The 18,561-nt window shown below is 63.5% G+C and carries 2 protein-coding genes (1 of these 2 running past the window's edge); both read right to left on the bottom strand.

What is annotated here, in order from left to right; all coding sequences use genetic code 11:
- Positions 1 to 45: 45 nt before the first annotated feature.
- On the bottom strand, positions 46 to 17,889 hold the full coding sequence (locus AC1DVF_RS03945) for a non-ribosomal peptide synthase/polyketide synthase (protein WP_477782039.1): 17,844 nt from the start codon (positions 17,887 to 17,889) through the stop codon (positions 46 to 48).
- Positions 17,886 to 18,561, bottom strand: the 3' end of a protein-coding gene (locus tag AC1DVF_RS03940) for an amino acid adenylation domain-containing protein (protein ID WP_477782038.1). Its footprint extends 12,341 nt past the window's final position; 676 of the gene's 13,017 nt are visible here — the last part of the coding sequence; its start codon lies off the right edge, out of view; its stop codon occupies positions 17,886 to 17,888. Before AC1DVF_RS03940 ends, AC1DVF_RS03945 begins: the two co-directional genes overlap by 4 nt.

Here is an 18,561-nt window from a genome sequence, read left to right as displayed (position 1 = left end):
GGGGTGAGCCCGGCCAGCAGCCGGGCTCTGGTAGATAAACAACAATCAGGAAACCACTTGGCCGGCCGGCACTTTCAGGCCGTCATGCCACCACGCCGCGAGACTGAAAACGTTGGGCGTCTTGAGAATCGTGAAGTGGTTGCCCGGCCCGTACCACACCGCCAGATCCGTCACCTGGCGTTGCCAGCCTTCGACCATCGCCGCTTGCTCACGCTGATTGCCCCACGCATCCAGCGTCGGGTCATCGACCAGCGCCAGCCGCACCGGCCCGGTGTAGGCCAACTGCGGTTGATAGACCGTGCGCAAGGCTGTGGCGAAGGTGCGGACCGGGCCGTGCATGGCCTGCGCTGACGAACGCGCAGACAACACACCGGCGCGCACCATGCCCTCGTGCAACAGGCGCATTTGCGTGGTGTCGTCAGCCTCGGCGAACGCCAGCGGGTCGATGCCCAACGACTTGCCGCTGGACAGTTGCAGCGTCTCGATCAAGCGTTCCAGCGCGGCAGTCGTGGTGTACGGTTTGCCCGCCGTACCGTTGCCGCCGGGCGATTCGCTGTCGATCAGGGTCAACGACGCCACCTCACGCCCCGCCGCCTGCAACTGCGCGGCCATGGCATGCGCGACCCAGCCGCCGAAGGAATGGCCGATCAGGTGCACCGGACCTTGCGGATACAACTGCTCGACCGCTTGCAGATAGCACTTCGCTGCCGCTTCAACCTGGCTGTGCGGCACGCCGCTGCCATCGAGCCCGCGCGGTTGCAGGCCGATGATCGGCCACTCCGGGCCCAAGGCCTCGGTCAGGTGAATGAACCCGGTGACACTGTCGCCCGCCCCCGGCACGCAGAAGATCGGCGCATGCCCGGCGTGCCCGCTCTGAATGGTCAACAGCGGCTGATAGGCCTCTGGCTCCGGAACCTGCGCAGCGGCCATAGCCTGACTCAAGGCCTGACCGAGCGCCTGAATATCCGGAGCTTTCATCATGCTGCGGTGATCACCCGGGACATCGATGCAGCGCAGCAAACCTGTACTGATCTTGTTTTCCCAACCACGGGTCGGACTCGGCTGCGCCTGCCCCGGCATCAGTGCCTGAGCGCGGAACAAGTGCACCGGCTGACTGGCCGGGCTGACCCGGTAATGCGCCAGCGCCAGGCCATGAGCGGCCTCACGATCGAAGTAACTCCAGGCATCCGCTGCACTCAGTGCGGCCAGTTCCGGGTCAGGCAATTGCTGTTCGCAGCAGCGCTGGAACAGCTCATCGAACGCAATGCGTTCGACTTCAGCCTCAAGCCGCTCGACCTCAGCCAACGCCGGCAGCCCTTCTGCACCGCGCATCTGCGAACGCGCGCGGCAGTGCTCCAGCAACTGATGCTTGTCGCGATGCGCGCCGCTCCAGCGGGTTTTATCCTGACTGGCCGGATGCGGCGCGTAGGTATCGAGCAGGGCGACAAACGCCACCGTCTCATCGAGACCCAGCAACTGCTGAGCGATTTCATACGCCAGCAAGCCACCAAACGACCACCCGGCCAGACGATACGGCCCATGCGGTTGTACCGCCCGGATAATCCCGACCATCCGCGTGGCCATGCACTCAAGCGTGCGCAGCTGCGGCTGCCCCAACGGCACACCGGGCAAACCGTAAATCGCAAACTGCCCCTCGATGTGCATCGCCAATGCCGGGAAATACACCTCCCTGCCGCTGAACTCATGGATCAGGAACAGCGCATCGCCGCCCTCGCCCGGCCGCACCACAACCAGTCCTTCCGGCTGTTCGGGCGCGGCATGGCGTTGACCGAGCAATGCGGCCAGCGACTCGACACTCGGACGCTGGAACAGCTCCGCCAGCGTCACCTGTTGCCCCGCACGCTGCAGCAGGTTGACCAGACGAATCGCCAGCAGCGAATGCCCGCCTAATTCGAAGAAGTTGTCGTGGCGTCCGACCTGATCGACATTCAGCACCTCAGCCCAGACCCGCGCCAACACGGTTTCGACCTCGCCTTCAGGTGCTTCGTAATGTCGGCTGAGTACCGCGTCGAGGCCCGGCGCCGGCAGCGCCTGACGGTCGATCTTGCCGTTGGGACTCAAGGGCAGGACGTCGAGCGCAACAAACGCACCCGGCACCATGTACTCGGGTAACTGCTCAAGAATGAACGCGCGCAGCATGTCGATAGCCGGAGCAGCGCTGCCCTCGCGCACTGTGAAATACGCGACCAGACGCTCGTCGCGCATCAGCACGACCACCTCGCGCACACCCGGGTGCTGGATCAACCGCGCTTCGATTTCACCGAGTTCCAGGCGCAAGCCGTGCAGCTTGACCTGGAAGTCATTGCGCCCGAGGAATTCGAGGTTACCGTCCGCGCGGTAACGCACCAGATCGCCGGTGCGGTACAAGCGGTCCCCGGGCACAAACGGACTGTCGATAAAGCGCTCGGCCTGCATCTGTGGCAGTCCCATATACCCTCGCGCCACGCCGATGCCGCCGATGTGCAACTGGCCAATGACGCCGAGCGGTACCGCTTGGTCATGCGCATCAAGCACGTACAAACGGGTGTTACAAATGGCCTTGCCAATCGGTAATTCGGTGGATGGCACGGGCATGTGCGGTTCCAGTGTCCACGCGGTGCTGTCGACCGTGGCTTCGGTCGGGCCATACACGTTATGCAGGCGTACCCACGGCAGTTGCTGGCGCACTTCGCGGGCCAGGGCCGCCGTGAGTTCGCCGCCACCGCAGAACACATCGGTGAGGCTGGTGCATTCACTGACGTCTTGCAGCTCGAGAAATTGCTGCAACAGCGCCGGCACGAACTTGACCACCGTGACCCGCTGCTGACGAATCACTTGCGCCAGGTATGCCGGTTCCCGGTGACCTCCCGGCCGTGCCAGCACCAGACGCACACCGGCCGTCAGTGGCCAGAAGAATTCCCACACCGAACCATCGAAACTGAATGGGGCTTTCTGCAACAACGCGCCCTCTGGAGCTGGCGGGCAAATCTGCGAGCCCCAATGCACCAGATTGCACAAGCCACGATGTTCGAGCATCACGCCTTTTGGTGTGCCGGTCGAACCTGAGGTGTAGATCATGTACGCCAGGTTCGAAGGACTCAGACCTGGCACTTGCGGATCGTTTTCCGACTGGTCGTGCCAGGTGCATTGGTCAAAGTCGATCAGCACTGCCCCGGCCTCGGCAAACAGCGATCGCGTGGCCGTCTGCACCAGCACCGCCACCGGCGCGCAATCCCTGAGCATAAAGTCCAGGCGCTCCGCCGGATAAGCCGGATCCAGCGGCACGTACGCGCCGCCGGCCTTGAGAATGCCGAGCAGCCCCACCACCAGATCAAGCCCACGCTCGACGCACAGCGCCACCCGCGCATCCGGCCCGACGCCTTGCTCACGCAGGTGATGCGCGAGGCGGTTGGCACGGACATTCAGCTCGCGATAGGTCAGGCTGTGTTCGCCCGACTGCACGGCGATGGCGTCCGGCTGACGCCGCACCTGTGCTTCGAACAGGCTCTGCACCGGTTGCTCGACCGGGCAATCAAGCGCCGTCGCGTTGAAGTCGCCGAGCAGGCGTTGCTGCTCATCATCGGCAAGCAACTCGACTTGCGCCAAAACCGCCTGGTCATCACTGACCAGCGCCGCCAGCAAGCGCTGGAAGTAACCGACAAAACGCTGCACGGTCGACTCATCGAACAGCGCGGTGGCGTAGCGCAGCGAGCCACGAACCCCGTGCTGGCTTTCGCCCAGACTCAGCGACAGGTCGAACTTCACAAAGTGATTTTCCCCGGCCAGGCCTTCCAGCGTCAGCTCGTCGAGTGCCAGGGCTGGCGCCACGCTGCTGTCCCAGCTCAGCAAAGTCTGGAACAACGGTGTGTGGGAAAGGCTGCGCAGCGGTCGGGTGACTTCCACCACGTGTTCGAACGGCAGATCCTGATGCGCCTGCGCGGCCAGCGTCTGGGCCTTGACCCGCGCCAGCAGCGCTGCCCCCGTCAGATCACCCGAGGTATCGATGCGCAGCGCCAGGGTGTTGACGAACATGCCGATCAACCCTTCGATTTCGGCGCGGGTACGGTTGGCGACGGGCGAGCCGATGACCACATCGGACTGCCCGGACAGACGCGTAAGCAGCATCGCCCAGGCGCTCATGATTACCATGTACGGCGTCACGCTGTGGCGCTGACACAACGCCTTGAGACCGGCGCTGGTCTGCGCGTCCAGTACGATCTCGACACTGCCGCCGCGGTGATCCTGTTGCGCCGGCCGTGGTCGGTCAGTCGGCAGGCTCAACAATGCCGGGGCGCCGGCCAGGGTCTGCTGCCAGTAATCACTCTGGCGCTGCAACACCTCGCCGCTCAGCCAGCGCCGTTGCCATACCGCGTAGTCGGTGTATTGCAAGGCCAGCGGTGGCAGCGGATCGTCCTCGCCACGGCTGAACGCCTGATACAGCGCCATCAATTCATGGGTCAGCACGCCCATCGACCAACCGTCGGAGATGATGTGGTGCATCGTCAGCAACAGCACATGGTGATCATCGGCCAACTGCACCAGCCGTCCACGGATCAATGGATCGTCCTGCAAATTGAATGGCCCGCGCGCTTCAGCGTCGACCAAAGCACGCAAGGCCTCCTCGGTCTGTGGCTGTTGCCGCCAGTCTTCCACAATCAGCGGCAGACCACTGTCGACCGGGGCAATCAGCACCTGTGCTTCGTCGTTCAGTTGGGTGAACCGACTACGCAGGGTTTCGTGACGAGCGACGATTCGCGCCAATGCCCGTTGCAGTGCCACGGCGTCGAGTCGGCCACGCAGGTGCAAGCCCAGAGGAATGTTGTAGGCGGTGTTGCCGCCATCCATTTGCGCGAGGAACCACAAGCGTTGCTGGGCGAACGACAACGGCAGTGCCTGATCGCGCGGCGCCGGCAGAATCGGCGGCAAGCTGCTGCGTTCGGCCTGACTCAACACTTCGGCGACCGCCGCCAGTTCCGGGTTGGCAAACAGATCGGCCAGCGCCAGCTCCACGCCCAATTGCTGGCGCACCTGAGAGAGCATGCGCATGGCCAGCAATGAATGGCCGCCGAGCTCGAAGAAGTTGTCATAGCGACCGACCTGCCCGACCTGCAACACCTCGGCCCAGACCTGCGCCAGGCTTGCTTCCAGAGGATTGGCCGGTGCCTCGTAGGCCCGACTGAGCAGTGCCTCCTGCGTCGGTGCCGGCAGCGCCTTGCGATCGACCTTGCCGTTGTTGTTCAACGGCAATACATCGAGTTGCACCCACGCGGTGGGCACCATGTATTCCGGCAGTCGCGCGTGCATTTGCGCGTGCAGCTCAGCGCTGTCCAAGTGTTCATCATGCGTCGTGTAGTACGCCACCAGACGCGGGGAATCCTGTCCGTCGCGGCGCGCCAGCACCACCGTTTCCTTGATCCCCGGGCAGTTCAGCAGGCGATTCTCGATTTCTCCCGGCTCGATGCGGAAACCGCGAATCTTCACCTGATCGTCGTTGCGCCCGATGCAATCGAGTTGCCCCGGTGCCAGCCAGCGCGCGAGGTCGCCGGTGCGATAGAGCAACGCGCCCGGCATCTCGCTGAACGGATCGCAGAGGAATTTCTCGGCAGTCAGCTCCGCCCGGTTCAGATACCCCAGCGCCACGCCCTGCCCGCCGATATACAGCTCGCCGGTGACGCCCATCGGCACCGGCTGCTGATACGCATCGAGCACGTAAACCTGCGTGTTAGCAATCGGCCCGCCAATCGGCACGCTCTCGGCGTTTTCTGCCACTTCGCGCACTTCAAAGGTTGTGGCGTAGGTGGTGGTTTCGGTCGGGCCGTAGCAATGCACGATGCGCAATGTTGGCGCCTCGGCCAACATTCGACGAAACGCCGCCGGATCGCCACGCTCACCGCCGCACAGCAGAATCCGCAGGCCCTTGAGCGCCTGCGGAATCAGTTGCACGTATTGATTGAACAGCGCGGTAGTGACGAACAGGATCGTTGCGCCACTGCTGCTCAGTTCACGGCCGAAAGCATGCGGATCGAGCAAGGTTTGATGGTCGATGATCACCACGCGACCGCCATTGAGCAGTGGCCCCCAGATGTCCATGGTGCTCGCATCGAACGCCGGGTTCGAGGCGAAGACCACACGATCCTGCGCATTGAAATCGGCGTAACCGTTGTTGAGCACCAAGCGGCCGATGCCCCGGTGCGGCACCATCACGCCTTTCGGCGTGCCGGTGGAACCGGAGGTGTACATGATGTACGCCAGCGACTCGGACGACTGCAGCAGGTTCGGGTTGTGCGTCGGCAGGCCGTTGAGGGTCAGCCTGTCGAGGTCGATACGCGGCGCGGCGTAGTCGATGACCTCGCCGCTCAAGGTCAACAACGCCACCGCGCGGCAATCCTCGACCATGAACGCCTGGCGCTCGCTCGGTGCATTGATGTCCAGCGGCACATAAGCGGCCGCGCATTTGGCAATGGCCAGTTGCGCGACCAGCAACTCCAGCGAACGCGGCAACAGGATCGCCACGTGATCGCCCGGCTGCACGCCGTGAGCGATCAGGTGATGGGCCAGGCGGTTGGCTTGCGCGTTGAGTTCAAAGTAGCTCAGCGATTGCGCGCCGTGCACGGCCGCCACAGCTTTGGGATGCGCCGCCGCCTGCTGCTGGAAAACCCCGTGTACGGTCAGTGTTTGCGGGTAGCCACGCGCCGTGGCGTTGAAGTCGTACAGCAAGCGCTGGCGCTCATCGTTTGCCAGCAATGGCACACGTTCCAGCACCGCTTGATCATCGGCAACCATCGCCTCGAGCAGACGTTCGAAGTAGCCGATGTACCGCTTGATCGTCAGCGCATCGAACAGCGCCGTGGCGTAGTTCAGCGTGCCGCGCAGCACTCCGTTGACCTCGCCCAGTGTCAGCGTCAGGTCAAACTTGGCGACATCGCCGGTCCCGGCAACACCCTCCAGCGTCAGCTCGCCCAAGGCCAGTTGCGGGCCAACGCTGCCGTCCCAGCTTAACGTGGTCTGGAACAACGGGCTGTGCGCCAGGCTGCGCACCGGGCGGGCGATTTCCACCACTTGCTCGAACGGCAGATCCTGATGCGCCTGCGCTTCCAGTGTCCGCGCCTTGACCTGTGCCAGCAGCGCTTCGACGCTCGGCGCGCCTGAGGTGTCGATGCGCACGGCGAGCGTATTGACGAACATGCCGATCAGGCCTTCGATTTCAGCGCGGCTGCGGTTGGCCACCGGCGCGCCGATCACCACATCGGATTGCCCGGACAGCCGACTCATCAGCAACGCCCAGGCACTCATCAGGGTCATGAACAGGGTCGCGCCATGACGCTGGCTCAACGCTTTGAGGCCAGTACTCAGGCGCTCGTCCAGCAACACCTCGACGTTGCCGCCGGTGTAATCCTGCTGCGCCGGTCGCGGGCGATCGGTGGGCAGCGTCAACAAGGCCGGCGCACCGTCGAGGGTCCGCTGCCAATATTGGCTTTGCTGCTGCAGCACTTCACCGCTGAGCCAGCGCCGTTGCCATAGGGCGTAGTCGCCGTATTGCAGCGTCAGTGCTGGCAGCGGATCCGGTTGGCCTTGGCTGAACGCCTGATACAACGCCATCAACTCGCCGGTCAGCACACCCATCGACCAGCCATCGGCAACGATGTGATGCACGGTCAACAGCAGCACATGATGATCGTCAGCCAGACGCACCAACCGTCCACGAATCAACGAATCGTTCTGCAAATCAAACGTTGTCGAGGCTTCCTGCGCCAGCAATATTTGCAAGGTGTGCTCGGCCTGCGGCTGTTGGCGCAGATCTTCTACGCGCAGCAGCCAACCGTTATCGACCGGGGCAATCGACACCTGTGCGCTGTCGTCGAGGCGGATGAAACGGCTGCGCAGGGTTTCGTGGCGGGCGACGATCCGCGCCAGCGCCGATTGCAGGGCATCGACGTCGAGGTGACCGCGCAGGCGCAAGCCGAGAGGAATGTTGTACGCCGAGTTGCCACCCGCCATTTGCGCGAGAAACCACAGGCGCTGTTGGGCGAAGGACATCGGCAGCGCCTGAGCACGCGGTGCCGGCAAGATCTCCGGTAACGCGCTGCGCCCGGCGCGGTTCAATACTGCAGCGATTGCGCTCAATTGCGCATCGGCAAACAGATCACTCAGCGCCAGTTCGACGCCGAGGCGCTGACGGATCAGCGAGACCATGCGCATCGCCAACAGCGAATGACCGCCCAGTTCGAAGAAGTGGTCGTGACGGCCGACCTGCCCGACTTGCAGCACTTCGGTCCAGATCTGCGCCAGCGCGGTTTCCAGCTCGCCTTGCGGAGCCTCGTATTCGCGGTTCGGCAGCGCGGCCAGGTCCGGTTTCGGCAATGCCTTGCGGTCGACCTTGCCATTGGCGGTCAGCGGCAAAGCCTCGAGCCGGACAAACGCTGCCGGCACCATGTAGTCCGGCAACTGCGTCAGCAGATGCTCGCGCAACTCGCCCACTGCCAGTGGCTCGACCCCCGCCTGTTCGGTGAAATAGGCCACCAGTCGCGGCTGGCCGGGTTGGTCCTCGCGGGCCAGCAACACCGCTTCGTTAATACCAGGGAGCTGATTGAGGCGAGTCTCGATTTCGCCCAATTCAATGCGCATGCCACGAATTTTCACCTGGTCGTCGTTACGCCCCAAGTAGTCGAGCGAGCCGTCTTCGCGCCAACGGGCAAGGTCACCGGTGCGGTACATGCGCGCATTCGGCGTGCGGCTGAACGGGTCGCGCAAGAAGCGCTCGGCAGTCAGGTCGGCGCGGTTCAGATAACCCCGGGCCACGCCCGCGCCACCGACGTACAACTCGCCCATGACGCCCATTGGCACTGGCCGTTGCTGCTCGTCGAGCAAATAAACCGCCGCGTTCGCCACCGGTTTACCGATGTGCAACGCCGCGCCAACGTCGATACGCCCGGAAGTCGCGACCACGGTGGCCTCGGTCGGGCCGTAGTTGTTAATCACGGCGAAGCGCTGCTGACGGCTGAACTGGCGCAAGCGATCGCCACCGATCAGCAAGGTGCGCAAGGTCGGATGATCGAGGTTCTGACTGAACGCATATTCGGCGACCGGTGTTGGCAAAAAGCTCACGTCCAGCGGCTGCGCACGCCACCAGTCGAGCAACCCATCGATGTCTTCAGCGCCGTCATGGGTTGGGGCCAGGTGCAGGGTCGCGCCCGCGCACAGGGCCGGCCAGACTTCCCACGCCATCGCATCGAAACCGAATCCGGCAAGGCTTGAGGTGTGGCTGCCGGCGCGTAAATCGAACGCTTCACAGTGCCAGTCGACCAGATTGGACAACGTCTGATGTTCGACCATGACCCCTTTGGGCAGACCGGTCGAACCCGAGGTGTAGATCACGTACGCCAGATGCGTAGCGCTCAGGCCCGGCACTGCAGGGTTATGCTGCGCCTGCGCCGGCCATGCGCACAGATCGACATCAATCACTGGCACGCTCAACAGCGGCAGTCTCTGGTGCAGATCGCTTTGCGTGAGCACCGCGACCGGTGCGCTGTCGCTCAGCAAATAACTGATCCGCTCGGCAGGATGCGCCGGATCGATCGGCACATAGCCGGCGCCGGCCTTGAGGATGGCGACCAGCCCGACCAAAGTATCCAGGCCCCGGCGGGCGACGATGGCCACGCGGTCATCGGCTTTCACCCCGATGGCGATCAAGTGATGCGCCAAGGCATTGGCCTGGCGATTGAGCTGCAAGTAAGTCAGTGGCTGTCCGGCAAACACCGCTGCAATAGCCTGCGGACGCTCGGTGACCTGCGACTCGAAGCGCTGGGCAATCGTCAGCTCACGCGGGTAGTCAGCCTCGGTCGCATTGAAATCCACCAGCAACTGTTCGCGCTCAGCTGCCGGCAGGATCGACAACCGGTCAAAGCCCACGTGCGGCGTGTGTTCCAGTGCCTCCAGCAACGTACTCAACGCCCCCTGCATGTACCCGCAGATACGCTGCGCATCAATGCCGGCCCCGGCCAATACCTTCAGGCGGAAGTCTTCACCGAGATCATCAACGCTGAGAGTCAGGCGATAGTTGGTGTGTTCCTCGGCAGCGAGCAATTGCATGCCGTGCCACGCCGCTTGCACCTCAGCGGATATCGGCCCGACCGGCACGCTGTGACGATAGTTGAGCAGCGTGCTGAACAGCGGCGTGCCCGCCGGCATGGCGCTGCATTGCTGCACCTGCGCCAGTTGCGCATGTTCATGGGCCAGCAACTGACTCAGGCGTTCGTGGGTCGCCAGTGCGGCGCCTTTGACGCTATGGGCGTTCAGCTCGATGCACAGCGGCAAGGTATTGATGAACACACCGAGTGCGCGCTCCGATCCTTCACCGCCCTGCAATCGCCCGAGCAACACCGTGCCAAACACCACGGCGTCGCGTCCGGACAATTGCCCCAGCACCTGCGCCCAGGCGAGGTGCATCAGGCTGGCGGCGCTGACCCCCAAACGCCGGGCCTGCTGACGGATGCTGTGGCTCAGCGCGTTTTCCAGGTCCAGTTGCGCCTCTTGTGCAGGGCCGTCGCTGGCCAGATTCTGCCCGTAAGGCAAGGTCGGCTCATCAACAGCGCCGAGCATCTCGCCGAAGAAACTGGCGTGCGCTTGCTCGGTCAGGCCGGAACGGGTGTGCGCCACGTAATTGCGGTACGGCACCGGTTCGCTCAGCAGCCCGTCGTTGCCCAGCAGAAACGCCTGCATCTCGTGCTGCAACACCTCCAGCGCCACGTGATCCATCACCAGGTGATGGAACAGCAGCAACGCCACCACGCGTTGATTGGCCTCATCGCGGCCGTGCACCACGCGCATCAGCGGCGCCTCGGTGACGGGCATGCGGTAGTTATCGATGGTGAAGCGTCTGCGCAACTGGCTCAGCGCATCGCCCGCTTCGGCGTCTAGCGGCAAGGCCTCGCAGCCCAGAGAAGCCTCACGCCAGACCACTTGCACCGGCTCTTCCAGCCCCTCCCAGAACAGCGACGTGCGCAGAATGTCATGGCGTTCGATTACCCGTTGCAGGGCATCAGTGAACACTTGCAAACGCTGTTCATCGGCGAAGGCAAACTGCGCCTGCAGCACATATGGATCGCCGTGCGCGGCCGACAGATGATGGAACAGGATGCCGGTCTGCAATGGTGCCAGCGGGTAGATGTCCTGAACATTGCGCACACCGCCGGGGACGCTTGCAACGATACGGTCGATCGTCGCTTGGTCCAGCGCTACCAGCGGCAACAATTCGGGGGTGATGCGCGGGCAATCGGCCGCAATGAGGTTTGCCGGCACCGCCGCATCGGGTTCGCCGCCCACAGCCGCAGCGAGCGCGGCCAATGTCGGCTGGCCAAAGAGCACACGAATATCCGCCGACAGGCCGGCCCGACGCATGCGCGCAACCAGATTGACCGCCAGCAACGAGTGACCGCCCAGTTCGAAGAAATGATCGAAGCGCCCTACCCGCTCGACCTTCAGCAACTCGGCCCAAATCCCGGCAATCACGGTTTCGACTTCACCGATCGGAGCTTCGTATTCCCGGCTCAGCAGCGCAGTCTGGTCAGGAGCCGGCAAGGCCTGGCGATCCAGTTTGCCGTTGGGGCTCAGTGGCAACGCCGGCAGATTCACAAACACGGCAGGCACCATGTAGGCCGGCAGATGCTTGAGCAATTGGCTGCGTAGCTGATCTGTTTCGACGAGTTCGCCGCTGTAGTACGCGACCAGACGCTGATCGCCCGGCACGTCTTCACGGGCCAGCACGGCCGCTTCGCGGACACCGTCGACCTGCGCCAGATGCGCCTGAATCTCGCCCAGTTCGATGCGTAAACCACGGATTTTGACCTGATCGTCATTACGCCCCAGGTACTCGATATTGCCATCGGCCAGATACCGTGCGACGTCACCCGTGCGGTACAAACGTGCGCCGGGCTGATCACTGAACGGATCGTCGAGGAAACGTTCGGCGCTCAGCTCAGGCCGATTCAGATAACCCCGCGCCACCTGCACGCCGCCGAGATACATCTCGCCGACCACACCCAATGGCGTCGGTTGTTGGTGAGCATCAAGGATGTACACGCGGGTATTGCACAGCGGTTTGCCAATCGGTGGCGCGCCTTGCGGTACCGGCGAATTCGCCTCCAGCGTCCATACGGTGCTGTCGACGGTGGCTTCGGTCGGGCCATAAACGTTGTGCACGCGTACCTGCGGCAGATGTTCGCGCACGCTGCGCACCAACGCGGCCGTCAGCGCACCGCCACCACAGAACACATCGGTAAGACTGCTGCACTCGCCCACCTCTGCCACTTCAAGGAATTGCTGCAACAGCGCCGGTACAAACTGAACGACGTTGACCTGTTGCTCACGAATCAGTTGCACCAGCGCGGCTGGATCGCGGTGGTCGTCCGGGCCAGCGAGGATCAGACGCATGCCGCAGCTCAACGGCCAGAACAGCTCCCATACCGAGGCGTCGAAACTCAGCGGGGTTTTCTGCAACAGCGCGGCACCGGTAGAAAGCGGACACAGGCTGGCGCTCCAGTGCAGCAGATTGCCCAGGTTGCGGTGCTCGACCATCACGCCCTTCGGCGTGCCGGTGGAGCCGGAGGTGTAAATCACATAGGCCAGGTTCGCGGCGCTCAGGCCTGGCACCTGCGGATTGCTTTGCGCAAGGTCTTGCCAGGTGCAATGGTCGAAGTCGACCAACACGCCGGCCCACTCGCCGATCAGCGCACGCGTCGGCGCATGCACCAGCACCGCCACTGGCGCGCTGTCCTCAAGCATGTAGGCCAGACGCTCAGCAGGATACCCCGGGTCCAGCGGCACATAAGCGCCGCCGGCCTTGAGAATCGCCAACAGACCGACCAGCAACTGCGGCCCGCGCTCGACGCAGATCGCCACCCGCGCATCGCTGCCCACGCCACACTGGCGCAGGTGATGGGCGAGTTGGTTGGCACGGCGGTTCAACTCGGCATAACTCAAACGCAATTCACCGGCCACCACGGCATCCGCGTCTGGCGTGCGCAACACCTGCGTCTCGAAGCGAGCATGAACAGTCTGCTCAAGATCGTGGGTGACAGTGGTTGCGTTCAGATCGACCAGCAGATGCTGACGCTCATCGTCCGCCAACAACGTTACCTGCTCCAACACCGCTTGATCGTTGCTGACCATGGCCTGCAACAGGCGCTGGAAGTAGCCGACGTAACGTTGAATAGTCGACTCATCGAACAAGGCAACGGCGTACTCCAGCACACCGCGTATCCCGTCCGGCGCGTCTGCCAGCGTCAGTGACAGATCGAATTTGGCAAAGTGGCTCGGTTCGGCAACGCTTTCCAGCGTCAGCTCGCCGAGACTCAGGCTGGCACCGTGGCCACTGTCCCAACTGAACATCGCTTGAAACAACGGGCTGTGCGCCATGCTGCGTGCAGGCTTGGTGATTTCCACCACTTGTTCGAACGGCAGGTCCTGATGCGTCTGCGCATCCAGCGTCCGCGCCTTGACCCGCGCCAGCAGCGCCTCGGTGCTCAAAGCGCCCGAGGTATCGATACGCAGGGCCAGGGTATTGACGAACATGCCGATCAGGCCTTCGATCTCGGCCCGACTGCGGTTGGCCACGGGCGAACCGACGACCACTTCCGATTGCCCGGACAACCGACTCAACAGGCTCGCCCATGCGCCGAGCATGAGCATGTACATCGTCACGCCGTGACGCTGGGCCAAAGCCTTGAGCCCGGCGCTCAGGCGTTCGTCGAGCACCACCTCGACGGTGTTGCCGGCGTAATCCTGCTGCGCCGGGCGCACGCGATCAGTCGGCAGCGTCAACAGTGCCGGAGCGCCCGCCAACGTTTGTTGCCAATACTCGCTTTGACGCTCCAGAACCTCGCCACTGAGCCAGCGCCGCTGCCACACTGCGTAGTCGGTGTATTGCAGCGCCAGCGGCGGCAGTGGATCTGGTTGACCGTGGCTGAACGCCTGATACAACGCCATCAGTTCGCGGGTCAAAACCCCCATCGACCAGCCATCGGAGATGATGTGGTGCAGGGTCAGCAACAGCACATGATGATCGTCGGCCAGCCGCACCAGGCGTCCGCGAATCAGTGCATCATCCTGCAAGTCAAACGGTCCCGAGGCCTCGCCCTGAATCAGCGCCGCCAAGGTCTGGTCGGCTTGCGGATGCTGGCGCAGGTCTTCAACGCGCAGCAGCAGACCGCTGTCGACCGGGGCGATCAGCACTTGCGCCTGGTCATTGAACTGGGCGAAACGGCTGCGCAGGGTTTCGTGACGCGCAACGATACGCGCCAAGGCTTGTTGCAGCGCATGCTCATTCAGTTGCCCACGCAGGCGCAGGCCGATGGGAATGTTGTACGCGGTGTTGGCGCCTTCCATTTGTGCGAGAAACCACAAGCGTTGCTGGGCGAACGACAGCGGCAACGCGCCGTCACGAGCCACCGCGACAATCTCCGGTTGCGTGCTGCGCCCGGCTTGCGCCACCGCCTCGGCAACCGCTGCCAGTTCGGCGTTGGCAAACAGGTCGCCCAGCGCCAGCTCGACACCAAGACGCTGGCGAACCTGGGACACCATGCGCATGGCCAACAGCGAATGGCCGCCGAGTTCGAAGAAATGGTCCTGACGCCCGACTCGCTCGACTTGCAGCACCTGCGCCCAGATCTGCGCCAAGGCGCTTTCCAGTTCGTTGTGCGGCGCCTCGTATTCGCGGGTGAACAGCGCCGCTCGCTCGGGTTTCGGCAGGGCCTTGCGGTCGACCTTGCCATTGGCGGTCAACGGCAGCGCGTCGAGTCTGACGAAGGCCACCGGCACCATGTACTCCGGTAACTGGGTCAGCAGGTGCGCGCGCAACTCGGCCACGGCCAACGGTTCGACCTGGCTCTGCTCGGTGAAATACGCCACCAGCCGCGGCTGGCCGGGTTCATCTTCACGCGCCAGCAGTACGGCTTCCTGAATGCCGGGCAACTGATTGAGGCGGGTTTCGATTTCCCCGAGTTCGATGCGCACGCCACGGATTTTCACCTGATCGTCGTTACGCCCCAGGTACTCGATCGTGCCGTCCGCGCGCCAGCGTGCGAGATCGCCGGTGCGATACATGCGCGGGTTCGGCAAAGGGCTGAACGGGTCATGAAGGAAGCGCTCGGCGCTCAGGTCGGCACGGTTCAAATAGCCGCGAGCGACCCCGGCACCGCCAACATACAACTCGCCCATGACGCCAATCGGCACCGGACGCTGCTGTTCGTCGAGCAGATACACCGTGGCATTGGTCACCGGTTTGCCGATGTGCAAGGCATCGCCTGCCTCGATTCGCCCAGAGGTCGCGACCACGGTGGCTTCGGTCGGGCCGTAGTTGTTGATCACGTCGAATTGCTGGTTGCGGCTGAACTGGCGCAAGCGGTCGCCACCGATCAGCAGTGTGCGCAGCGTCGGGTGTTCAAGGTTCTGGCTGAAGGCGTATTCGGCGACGGGCGTCGGCAGGAAACTGACGTCCAGTGGCTGCGCGCGCCACCACTCGAGCAACGCATCGATGTCCTCGGTGCCCTCGTGAGTCGGTGCCAGATGCAGGGTCGCGCCGGCACACAGCGCCGGCCAGACTTCCCAGGCCATGGCGTCGAAACCGAACCCGGCAAGGCTTGAAGTGTGGCGACCGGCGCACAGATCAAACGCTGTGCAATGCCAGTCGACCAGATTCGACAAGGTGCGGTGTTCGACCATCACGCCTTTGGGCAGCCCGGTGGAGCCGGAGGTGTAGATCACGTAGGCCAGATGCGCGGCGGTCAGGCCCGGCACCTGCGGATCAAGGGTCTCGCTCAGCGGCCAGGTGCGCGGGTCAAGATCGATCACCGGCACCGCCAGCGTCGGCAAGCGCTCCCGCAGATTATTTTGGGTCAGCACAGCAACGGGGGCGCTGTCGCTGAGCAAGTAGTGCAGACGTTCGGCCGGGTGCGCCGGGTCGACCGGTACATAACCGGCACCGGCCTTGAGAATCGCCACTAGCCCGACCAGCGTATCGAGGCCACGGCGGGCGACGATGGCGACGCGATCATCGGGTTTCACACCCAGTGCGATCAGATGATGAGCCAAGGCGTTGGCATGCCGGTTGAGCTCGGCGTAACTCAATTGCTCACCGAGGTATTGCGCGGCAACGGCTTCGGGCCGCTGCGCCACTTGCGCCTCGAAACGCTGGGCGATGGTCAACATTGCCGGGAATTTGGCGTGGTTGTCATTGAACGCCAACAGCACCTGCTCGCGCTCGGCCGTCGGCAGAATCGGCAACTGGTTGAGCGCGGTGTCGGGTGCCTGCTCCAGTGCCAGCACCAGACTCTCCATGGCGCAGTGCAGGTAATCACAGATGCGCTGTGGATCGACCTCGGTGGTGGCCAGCAACGTCAGGCTGAAGGCATCGCCGAAATCGTCGATGCTCAGGGTCAGCGGATAGTTGGTGCGTTCTTCGGAGCTGATCGTGCTGATGCCTTCCCACGCCGCCAGAGTCTCGGCACTGGCCGTCGCCGCCGTGTGGCTGTGGCGGTAATTGAGCAAGGCACTGAACAGCGGCGTGGGTGCGACCACGCCACTGCAACGCTGGGCCAGCGCCAGTGGTGCGTGTTCATGGCGCATCAGCGTGGTCAGGCGTTTGTGCGTCGCCTCCACCGCCGCACGCACGCCCTGCGCATCGACATCAACCCGCAGCGGCAAGGTGTTGATGAAAATCCCCAGCGCCCGCTCGGTGGCTTCGGCACCTTGCATACGGCCCATCAGCACCGTGCCGAACACGACGTTTTGTTTGCCGGTGAGCACCGCCAGTACCTGCGCCCAGCCCAGATGAAACAGGCTCGCGACACTCACGCCGAGCTGCCGCGCCTGTGCGCGCAAACGCTGGCCGAGCAATGGGTTGACCGGCAGGCTCAGCTCGGCGATACCGAGGCCGTCGCCCTGCACATCCTGCAAACCGTAGGGCAGGGTCGGCTCGACTATGTCGCCGAGCATCTCGCGGAAAAACGCCTCGTGTTCGGTTTCGCTGATGCCCAGTCGCGCTTGCGCCACGTAATTGCGAAACGGCACCGGACGCCCGAGCGATTGAGCCTGGCCAGTGAGGCAGGCGAGCAGTTCGTGACGCACCACGTCGAGCGCCGAGTGGTCCAGCGCCATGTGATGGAACAACAACGTCGCGACCACGCGCTGACCGCCCTCATCCCACGCGTAGGCCAGACGCATCATCGGCGCGCACCGGACGTCCAGACGGAAATGCCGCGCATCGAAACGCTCGTGCAATTGCTGCAGCGCATCACTTGCGCCGTCTGCCAGCACGATCTCTTCCATCGGCAACGGTGCCTGACGCCAGACCACTTGCAGCGGCACGTCCAGCCCTTCCCAATGCACCGCAGTACGCAAGATGTCGTGGCGATCGATGACCTTTTGCAAGGCTTGAGCGAAGTCCTGCAGACGCTCGCGGCTGCTGAACGCAAAGTACGATTGCATGACGTACGGATCGCCCTGCTCGTTGCTCGCGTGGTGATAGAGGATGCCTTCCTGCAACGGCGCCAGTGGGTAGATGTCCTGCACATTGGCGGCGCCGCCTGGTACCTCGGCGAGCAAGCGGTCGAGGGTCGCCTGATCCACGTCAGCCAGGGTCACCATCGCTGGCGTGATGCGCGTGGTGCCGGGGAGGATGCCGTTGGCCGGAACGTCGATCTGGCCGACGCGGCTGGCCGAGTATTGGCCGGCCTTGATCAGTTCGATCAGCGCCGGTTTGTGCTCGCGCAGCGCGGCCAGCAGCGCCGGATCGCTCAACGCCTGTTTGTTGCCGTTGACGCGCAATTGCTCATCGGTCACCGCCAACTGAATGTCTTTTGTCTTCAGGGTTGCCAACAGTTCGAGCACATTCACAGGACGATCTCCATTCTTTCCGTAATTGCGGCGTAGCCGGCCAGGGTCGGTTGTTCGAACAACGCCCTGACATCGGCTTCCATGCCTTCCTGACGTAACCGGCCGATCAGACTGACCGCCAGTAATGAGTGACCACCCAGTTCAAAGAAATGGTCGTGACGCCCTACCCGTTCGACGTTGAGCAGTTCGGCCCAGAGCCGTGCCAGGGTGATTTCGACGTCGCCGACCGGGGCTTCGTATTCGCGGGTTTTCAGCGATTGCTGATCCGGCGCCGGCAAGGCCTTGCGGTCGAGTTTGCCGTTGGGGCTCAGCGGCAAACTATCGAGATGCACAAACACCGTAGGCACCATGTAATCCGGCAAGTGCTCGAGCAAGTGACTGCGCAGCAGGTCGATTTCCAGGCGTTCGCCGGTGTAATAGGCGACCAGACGTTTGTCGCCGGGCACATCTTCGCGGGCGACCACCACCGCCTCCTGCACAGCTTCGATCCGGGCAATGCCGGCCTGAATTTCGCCCAGTTCGATACGCAAGCCACGGATCTTCACCTGATCGTCGTTACGCCCCAGGTATTCGATGTTGCCGTCCGCCAGATAGCGGGCGACGTCACCAGTGCGATACATCCGCCCGTTGGCCTGGAACGGATCGTCGAGGAAGCGCTCGGCACTCAGCTCA

The organism is Pseudomonas sp. P4_D7 (genome assembly GCF_056401755.1).
This window is presented reverse-complemented; position numbering and strand designations above follow the sequence as displayed.